This is a genomic window from Curtobacterium sp. 9128 (genome assembly GCF_007673775.1).
Taxonomy (GTDB): domain Bacteria; phylum Actinomycetota; class Actinomycetes; order Actinomycetales; family Microbacteriaceae; genus Curtobacterium.
The window spans coordinates 54,113-63,440 of record NZ_VEAF01000004.1 but is presented as its reverse complement, the minus strand read 5'-3'; the positions used below and the strand labels follow the sequence as shown (position 1 = coordinate 63,440).

Genomic DNA, 9,328 nt, shown 5'->3' with positions numbered 1-9,328 from the left:
CGGGGGGCGCCCGGGGGCGGGGGGCGCGCGGGGGGGGCGCCGCCCGCGCCCCCCACCCCGGCGGTCGGTCACCGACAGACGGGCTGCCGGGGGACAACGCTGAGCATCCGCTCGGCATCGTTGCACCGAGTGCATCGATGCACTTAGTGTCTGAGGCGTGACCCTCGCGATCGACCGCCGTGCCGCCCTCAAGGCGAAGCACCGTGCGGCGATCCTGCAGGCGGCGCGCGACCTCGTCGAGGAGCGCGGTGGACGCGACTTCAGCGTCGACGACCTCGCGGCCCGGGCGGACATCGCCAGACGGACGGTCTTCAACCACTTCGGGTCCCTCGACGAGGTCCTGCTGGCGGTCTGCGAGCAGGAGCTGTCGGTGATCATCGACCGCTTCCTCAGCGACGTGGCGAACACCCCGGTCGGCGACGGCAGCCGTGCGTCGATGTTCGACGAACTCGAGTCAGCCGCCCGCGGCGCCGACATCGCCCCGGCGATCGCCCGCATGTACCGGTTCCTCGGCGACCCGGAGCCGGAGAACCCGAAGGGCGGGGCGCTCGTCCAGTTGGCGTTCACGCGGGTCACCGAACGGCTGCGCATCGAGGTCGCCCGCCGGTACCCCGGTGCCGACGAACTCGACGCTGCACTGCTCGTCGAGTCCCTGATGAGCGGGATCGTCGTCATCGCCGAGCACTGGCTCCGCACCACCGGCCCCCGCCTCGACCAGGAGGCGATCGACGACTGGGACGCCCTGCTCGCACGCCTCGTGCACAGCGTCCGCAGCGGGTACATGCCCGCGCACTGAACTCGCAGCGCGCGACGCTGCACCACCAGGGGTCCACCGGCGTGCCCCGCACCCAGCACCACCACTACGAAAGGAACGGGGCTCCGCATGGCCGGTCTGCTCTACCGCCTGGGACGGTTCGCCGCCCGGCGACACTGGCTCGTGATCATCTCCTGGATCGTGATCATGGGGATCGCGGGTGGCACGTACGCCCTGTTCGCAGGATCCATCTCGTCGTCCATCACCATCCCCGGCACGAAGACCAGCCAGGTGCAGGACGAGCTCGCCGACAAGTTCCCGAGTGCGAACGGCGGCAACGGCACGCTCGTCTTCGAGACCAAGGACGGCAAGGCGTTCACCGACGCCCAGAAGACCGCCGTCGACGACTTCATGAAGGACCTCAAGGACCTGAACGGGGTCAAGGGGGCGATGAGCGGCTTCGCCACGCAGCAGCAGCTCGACGACCAGCGCCAGAAGCTCCAGGACGGCCAGCAGAAGATCGACGACGGCCGCACCCAGCTCCAGTCCGGGCAGCAGCAGCTCGACGCCCAGCAGCAGCAGCTCGACGCCGGGAAGTCCCAGATCCAGGCCGCACAGACCGAGCTGGACGCGAAGAAGCAGCAGGCAGCGGCGGCCGGCGGTGCTGCGGCCACGGCGGCCCAGGCGCAGCTGGCGCAGGCGCAGGCGCAGATCGACGCGCAGCAGCAGCAGCTCACCGCGGGTGAGCAGCAGCTCACCGAGGCGCAGCAGAAGCTCGACACCAGCAAGCAGGAGCTCGACGACAACGAGCGGGAGCTGCAGCAGGGCACGAAGCTCCTCGACCTGTCGAAGGACATCCGCTTCGTCTCGTCGAACGGCAGCGCCGCGATCGGCACCGTGCAGTTCGCGAAGTCGACCTTCGAGGTCCCCCAGTCGACCAAGACGGCCATCTCGGACAAGGCCGACACGGCCGACATCAGCGGTGTCGACGTCTACGTCTCGAACGACATCGCCCAGGGCGTGCCGTCGATCCTTGGCCCCGGTGAGATCGCCGGTGTCATCATCGCCGCGCTCGTGCTGTTCTTCATGCTCCGCACGGTGATCGGTGCCGCGGTCCCGCTGGTCAGCGCCCTCCTCGGCGTCGGCGTGGCCTCGCTGGCGGCGCTGTCGTTCTCCAGCCTCGTCGAGTTCATCTCGGTGACGCCGGTGCTGGGGGTGATGCTGGGCCTGGCGGTCGGCATCGACTACTCGCTGTTCATCCTGAACCGACACCGCACCCAGCTGCAGCAGGGCATGGCCGTGCACGAGTCCATCGGGCTCGCGAACGGGACCTCGGGCAACGCCGTGGTGTTCGCGGGCACGACCGTCATCGTCGCCCTGCTCGCGCTCAACATCACCGGGATCCCGTTCCTCGGCCTGATGGGCACCGTCGGTGCGGTCGCGGTCTTCTTCGCGATCCTCATCGCCACGTCCTTCACGCCGGCTCTGCTGTCCCTCATCGGGATGCGGATCCTCCGGAAGAAGGAGCGGGCCCGGATCGGCAACACGGACTCCACCCGGGTCCCGAACAAGCCGATGTCGACCTGGCGCGCGGTCATCACCCTGGTCGCGGGCATCGTGGTCCTCGGCACGATCGCACTCCCCGCGATGCAGATGCGGCTCGGTCTGCCGAGCGGTGCATCCGAGGCTGTCGACTCCAGCCAGTACAAGGCGTACAAGGCACTCGACAAGGAGTTCGGCGCCGGCCAGAACGGTCCGCTCCTCGTCGTCGCGACGCTGCCGAAGGCGATCGCGAAGGACGACGTGACCGCCACCGAGGTCACCATCGGCCAGGCCATCGCGAAGAACTCGGACGTCGACGCCGTCCTGCCGATCGGCGCGTCGAAGGACCGGTCGATCATCGCCTTCCAGGTGAAGCCGAACGGCGGCCCGGACAGCGTCTCGACGGAGAACCTGGTCAAGGACCTCCGCGCGCAGGACGTGAAGGTGGACGACGGCTCCGCGTCGCTCGGTGTCGCCGGCAACGCGAGCGCGAACATCGACGTGTCCGAGAAGCTCGCGAACGTGCTCCCGCTCTACCTCGTGGTGGTGGTCGGTCTGTCGCTGATCATCCTGATCATCGTGTTCCGGTCGTTCCTGGTCCCGATCACGGCGACGGCGGGCTTCATCCTGTCGGTGCTGGCGTCCTTCGGTGGCCTGACCGCGATCTACCAGTGGGGCTGGCTCAGCAGCGTGTTCGGGGTGCACGACCCTGGTCCCATCCTGAGCTTCCTGCCCATCATCGAGATCGGCATCCTGTTCGGGCTCGCGATGGACTACCAGCTGTTCCTGGTGTCCGGCATGCGTGAGGCCTACGCCCACGGCGCCAGCGCGAAGGTCGCCGTCCAGCGCGGGCTGCACGCCGGCCGGGCCGTGGTCACGGCAGCGGCGATCATCATGATCTCGGTGTTCGCGGGCTTCATCTTCTCGGACTCCTCGACGATCAAGCCGATCGGCTTCGGCCTGGCGTTCGGCGTGCTGGTCGACGCGTTCGTCGTCCGCATGCTGCTCATCCCGGCGGCGATGCACCTGCTCGGCAAGAGCGCGTGGTGGTTCCCGAAGTGGCTCGACCGCATCGTGCCGGACGTCGACGTGGAGGGCGCGAAGCTCGAGCGCACCCACCCGGGCGACGGCGGCCGCGAGGAGACGCACACCGGTTCGCACGCACTCCCCGTCGCGCCCGACGCGAACGCGCACGACTCGGGTCACCCACCAGCGCACCGCGCGTAGCACGCACCAGCCTGGAGGCCCGGTGCCGGTCCCGAGACCGGCCCCGGGCCTCCTGTGCGCCGTGCGGGCGGCGCGGACCGGCCGGGTCTTGCTCGACTCGGAACGACACCGTCGCTGTCGTACGACGTCGGCCCTGTCGCTCGTTGCGGGTGCATCGACCGCGTCCACGCCGTGCTCGACTCGGAACGACACCGTCGCTGTCGTACGACGTCGACCCTGTCGCTCATTGCGGGTGCATCAACCAGGGCGCCGTCGGGCCGCAGCGCGGTGTTGCCTGCCGGGGCACCGCCCGGACGTCGACCCCGAACGACATCGCCGCTGTCGTACGACAGCGACCCTGTCGCTCATTGCCGGGGCAACAGTTCGGAACGCGAAGCGACGACAACGTCGGTGTCGTACGACATCGACGTTGTCGTTCCGAGTCGGGAGCGAGCGAAGCGGGCCGAGTGGGGAGCGTGGCGGGCCGAGTCGGGAGCGGGGCGACCGTTCGCGCACGAACGGTACGATGACGGCATGGCGCAGACCGAGATCGACCCGCTCGCCCTCGACCGGCAGCTCTGCTTCGCCCTCGCGGCGACGAGCCGCAGCGTCATCGGGCTCTACCGCGACCTGCTCGAGCCGATGGGCCTGACGCACCCGCAGTACCTCGTGATGCTCGCACTCTGGGAGCACGACCCCCGCTCCGTCCGCGACATCGCCCGCGAACTCCGACTCGACTCGGCGACCCTCAGCCCGCTGCTGAAGCGTCTCGAGGCGTCCGGGTACGTCCGACGAGCACGGAGCACCACCGACGAACGCCAGCTCGAGGTCTCCCTCACCACCGCAGGACGAGCACTGCGCGATCGTGCCCGCTCCGTACCGACCACCGTCGCCGACCGCCTGGGGTGGCCGCTCGAACGACTCGAGCGACTCAAGGACGAACTCACCGATCTGCTTGCGGTGGTCGACGCCGCCTGAACCGTTCGTGCAACAATGATGAGTGCACGAACGAAAGGACGACCATGGGACGCTTCAGCAACTGGTACGACCGATGGAACAGCACGCTCATCCGCAAGATGGGCCCCTCGCAGATCGGGGCAGGGCACCCGGAGGGCATGGACGACCGCAGCATCGACCGCCCGTGCCCGATGTGCGGCAAGGCGCTCTCCCGACACCAGGTGATCCGACCGGAGGGGCAGATCCGCTCCTCGACCCTGGTCTGCCCGCGCGACTGACCAGCGACGCGGGAATGCACCGAGCAACACGTCGTTGACCTCCACGTGAAGCTCTTCGAACCCGCCACCTTCGGCGCCCTGTCCCTGTCGAACCGCATCGTCATGGCCCCGCTCACCCGCACGCGCGCCGGCGAGCACGGGATCCCGAACGACCTGCTCGTCGAGCACTACGCTCAGCGCGCCTCGCTCGGCATGATCATCACCGAGGGCACCTGGCCGGTGCAGGAGGGCCGCTCCTACCCCGGCCAGCCCGGCATCGAGACCGACGAGCAGATCGCCGGCTGGCGTCGCGTCGCCGACGCCGTCCACGAGCAGGGCGGCACGATCGTGATGCAGCTCATGCACGGCGGCCGCGTCTCGCACACCGACATCTCGCAGACCCCGCGCATCGTGGGCCCGTCGGCGATCGCCGCGCCCGGCCAGACGCACCTGGCCGACGGCTCGAAGGCGGACATGCCGGTGCCGCACGAGCTCACCACCGACGAGGTCCGCGAGGCCGTGCAGGGCTTCGTGCAGGCCGCCCGCAACGCGATCGCCGCCGGACTCGACGGCGTCGAGGTGCACGGTGCGAACGGCTACCTCGTGCACGAGTTCCTCTCCCCCGTCTCCAACACGCGCACCGACCAGTACGGCGGCTCCCCCGAGAACCGCGCACGCTTCGCGGTCGAGGTGACGACGGCCGTCGCCGAGGCGATCGGCGCCGACCGCGTGGGCATCCGCCTGTCGCCGCAGCACAACATCCAGGGCGTGCTCGAGGAGGACGACACCGACACGCGTGCCACGTACACCGCGGTCGCGGAGGGCCTCGCGCCGCTCGGCATCGCGTTCGTGGACGTCCTGAACGCGGAGCCCGGCAGCGAGCTCGTGCAGCACATCCGTCGCACCGCGGGCGCCCCGTTCGTCGCGAACTCGGGCTTCTCGTCGATGACCACCCGCGACGAAGCGATCTCCCTGCTCGACGGTGACCTCGCGGACGCCGTCGCCGTGGGTCGCGCCGCCATCGCGAACCCGGACCTCGCGGCGCGCTGGGAGCAGGAGGCGGAGCTCAACGAGCCGCGCCCCGAGCACTTCTACGGCGTGACCGGCGAGGGCTACACGGACTACCCGACGCTGGCCGAGGTCAGCGAGCCGGTCGCGTAGTCGACGCGAGCAGCAACGGACGGGAGGCGCGGTGCCAGCTGGCACCGCGCCTCCCGTCTACGATCTCCTGGTGAGCACCGCGACCGCGCCGCCGTCCCTCGAGCGGACCGACGAGACCGACCGCGCCGACCGGTTCGACGACGCGACCTCCGGTCGCGCGGCCGCCCGGGACGAACGCCGCCGACGGAGCCTCCGCGGAACCCTGCTCGCGCTGGCGATCTGGGCCGCCGCGCGGATCGTGCTCGAGGGCGCCGCCGTCGTGGCCTGGCTGGTCGAGCGACCCGGTCAGCTGTCCCTCGCGACCTTCCCGACGATCCTGTCGCACTGGGACAGCGAGAACTACCTACACGTCGCCCTCGCGGGCTACCCGACCTTCGGCGTCGTCCCCTTCGACGAGGCGTTCCTGCCGGGCTACCCGTTCCTCTCCCGCTTCGTCGCCGAGGGCGTGTTCTTCACCGTCACCCCCAACCCGACGCAGGTCGCCGCCGGGATGTGGCTCGTGACCGGGGCCTCCGCCGCGATCGCCGCCGTCCTGCTCTGGCGGACCGTGCGGGACCGCTTCGACGCCCGCATCGCCGCCGGCGCCGTGGCGATCCTCGTCGCCGGGCCGTACGCGCACTTCCTGGTGGCGCCGTACGCCGGCGCCCCGTACCTCGCGTTCGCGATCGGTGCCTGGCTGCTCGTGCAGCGCGGACGGTGGTTCTCCGCTGCCCTGCTCTGCATCGCCGCTGGCACCTTCCGCGTCGAGACCGTGTACCTCGTCGCCGCCCTCGTCGTGGCACAGCTGCTCGGGCCGCGGGTCCGGCCGTTCCTCGCGCGACTCTGGCGCGCGGTGGCCTTCGGTGCGATCGGGGCACTCGGTCTCGGGTACTACCTCGTGTGGCTCTGGCACGAGACCGGCGACCCGCGGCACTGGTTCCTCGTGCAGGAGCTCGGCTGGCACCGGAAGACGCAGTGGCCGTGGGAGACCTTCGCCACCACGCTCTCGATCGCGACGGGCACGACCGGGTCCGGGCAGTTCCAGGAGTGGTCGGACATCGTCATGGTGGCGCTGTACCTGGTCGCGATCGGGTTCCTCGTGGCCAAGCGCTGGTGGCCGGAGCTCGTCTACACGGGCCTCATGGTCGTCTCGATGGGCACGAGCTACGCGTGGACGTCGATGGCGCGCGAGAGCTCGGTGCAGTTCCCGCTCATGGTCCTCGTGGCGTCGACGCTCGGACGACGACGGACGCGGTGGGTGTTCTGGGTCGCGCTCGGCGTCGGGATCGTCGACGCGACCTACCAGTCGTACCGCTTCGCGCTCGGCGACTGGGGCGACTGAGCGTGGTCACCGAGCTGACGACGCCGCGGCCCGAGGGAGACACCAGGCCGGCCGCCGCACACCGAGCACGCGACACCACGCGCTGGGACATCCAGGGACTCCGCGCGTTCGCCGTGCTCGCGGTCGTCCTCTACCACCTCTGGCCGGCGCGTCTCCACGGCGGGTTCGTCGGTGTGGACGTGTTCTTCGTGATCTCCGGCTACCTCATCACCGGGCACCTGCTCCGCGAGCAACAGGCGACGGGTCGCATCCGCCTGGGACCGTTCTGGGCCCGACGCGCCAAGCGCCTGCTCCCCGGGGCGTTCGTCACGATCCTGGCGACCGGTGTGGCCGTCCTCGCGGTGGTGCCGAGCGCGCTGTGGGGGCAGTACGGGCGCGAGCTGATCGCGTCGACGCTCTACGCCCAGAACTGGGAGCTCGCGGCGAGCGCCGTCGACTACCTGGACTCGGAGAACGCCGCCTCGCCGTTCCAGCACTTCTGGTCGCTGTCGGTGGAGGAGCAGTTCTACATCGGGCTCCCCCTGCTCCTGGTGCTGCTGTCCCTGGCGCTCCGGCGACGCACTTCGCCCCTCGTGCGCGCGCGGCTGCTGCTCGGCACGGTCGTCGTCGTGTCCCTCGCCTGGTGTGTCGTGCAGACGGCGACGAGCCCCGGTGTCGCGTACTTCTCGACCGGGACACGCGCATGGGAGTTCGCGCTCGGCGGTCTCGTCGCCACGGTCCGGCTCCCCGTCGTCCGGACCGGCGTGGGCCGCGCGGCACGGACGGGTCTGGCCACGGTCGGCGCGCTCGCCCTGGTCGCCTCGCTCGTGGTGATCACCCCGGCGACGCCGTTCCCGGGGATCGCGGCGGCGCTCCCGGTGCTCGGGGCTGCGGTGCTCGTCACCGTCGGCGCCGGCACGGTGTTCGAGCAGCTCGGCGCGCTCCGACCGGTCGCGTTCACCGGACGGATCTCCTACGCGCTCTACCTCTGGCACTGGCCGCTGGTCGTCATCGTGCCGATCGCGCTCGGGCATCCGATGGGGTGGCGCACGAAACTGGCCGTCCTCGTGGTGTCGTTCCTCCTCGCCACGGTCACGACCGTCGCGTTCGAGGAGCCGCTGCGGTTCTCGCGGCGCATGCGCACGCTCCGACCGCGCCGGGTGGCGCTGCTCGGTGCCGTGGCGACGGTCGTGGTCGTCGCACTGGGCGCCTCGACCCTCGGAGCCGTCCACGTGCAACAGGTGCAGGCGGCGACGTTCGCGCACGAACTCGCGCAGGGCGACGCGCCCTGCTTCGGCGCGGCGGCGGCCATCGGCACCGCGAAGCCCTGCGTGAACCCGCGACTCGCCGACGTCCGGGTGCCGGCCCCGTCGGCGGCCGAGCGGGACGACCCGAACCGCCCTGCGTGCTGGAACGCGACGTTCCACGTCTGCGAGCTCGGGACGACCAGGGGCTACAGCAAGCGGCTCATCGTGCTCGGCGACTCGCACAGCAACGCCCTCCTCGGTGCCTACGACGCGATCGGGCGACGGAACGGCTGGCGGATCGACCTCGCGGGCAGCGGAGGCTGCTACCTCACCACGGCGCAGCAGGCGGCTCCCGACGAGGCAGGGGTCCGCGCCTGCAACGCCTGGAAGCAGGACGCGATCCGGTACGTCCAGCAGCACCGGACCGAGGCGGACGCACTCGTCGTGACCCACTCCGCCAACCTCCGACCGGTGACGACGCCGAACCCGGGCGGCTCCGGAGCGGCGACCGAGGCGGGTCTCGTGGACGCGTGGCAGCAGGCGGCGGGCGACTCGCTCCCCGTGATCGCGATCCGGGACAACCCGATCCCCCGGGCAGACGTGATCGTGTGCGTCAGCCGGATGTCCGGCGCCACCGACGACTCGTGCGACCAGCCCCGCTCCGTCGCGCTCACCCCCTCGGACTCTTCGGCAGCGGCGATGCGGACCTTCCACGCCGACGGCGGACGCGGCTCGGTGATCGACCTGACGAAGTACTACTGCACGCAGACCACCTGCCCGGCGGTGATCGGGGGTGTGCTGGTGTACCGCGACTCGAGCCACGTGACGGGGACCTGGGCGACGACCCTCGAGCCCTACCTGAGCGCCGACCTCCGCGCGGCGATGACCCCGTCCCGCGGCTGAC

General features: G+C 70.8%; 7 protein-coding genes. All 7 read left to right on the top strand.

The annotated features are described in order from the left end of the window. Window positions 1-157: 157 nt before the first annotated feature. The gene (locus FS641_RS09100) at window positions 158-796 is read left to right on the top strand and encodes a TetR/AcrR family transcriptional regulator (RefSeq protein ID WP_144763023.1); all 639 of its coding nucleotides are present in this window, start codon (window positions 158-160) and stop codon (window positions 794-796) included. 87 nt (window positions 797-883) lie between these two features. Further along, a complete protein-coding gene (locus tag FS641_RS09095; protein ID WP_144763021.1) occupies window positions 884-3,523 on the top strand; it encodes an MMPL family transporter in 2,640 nt (879 codons plus the stop codon). A 513-nt stretch (window positions 3,524-4,036) separates the two neighbouring features. Next, window positions 4,037-4,480, top strand: coding sequence for a MarR family winged helix-turn-helix transcriptional regulator (locus FS641_RS09090; RefSeq protein ID WP_144763019.1), 444 nt, complete (start codon window positions 4,037-4,039; stop codon window positions 4,478-4,480). 44 nt (window positions 4,481-4,524) lie between these two features. Beyond that, a complete protein-coding gene (locus FS641_RS09085) occupies window positions 4,525-4,737 on the top strand; it encodes a hypothetical protein (RefSeq protein WP_144763017.1) in 213 nt (70 codons plus the stop codon). Between the two features lie 45 nt (window positions 4,738-4,782). After that, window positions 4,783-5,877, top strand: coding sequence for an alkene reductase (locus tag FS641_RS09080; protein ID WP_144763015.1), 1,095 nt, complete (start codon window positions 4,783-4,785; stop codon window positions 5,875-5,877). A gap of 70 nt (window positions 5,878-5,947) precedes the next feature. After that, window positions 5,948-7,198 carry a hypothetical protein gene (locus FS641_RS18060; RefSeq protein ID WP_186317672.1) on the top strand — a complete coding sequence of 417 codons (1,251 nt, stop codon included), beginning with the start codon at window positions 5,948-5,950 and terminating at the stop codon, window positions 7,196-7,198. Between the two features lie 2 nt (window positions 7,199-7,200). Continuing rightward, a complete protein-coding gene (locus FS641_RS09075) occupies window positions 7,201-9,327 on the top strand; it encodes an acyltransferase family protein (RefSeq protein ID WP_186317671.1) in 2,127 nt (708 codons plus the stop codon). Window position 9,328: the final 1 nt, after the last annotated feature.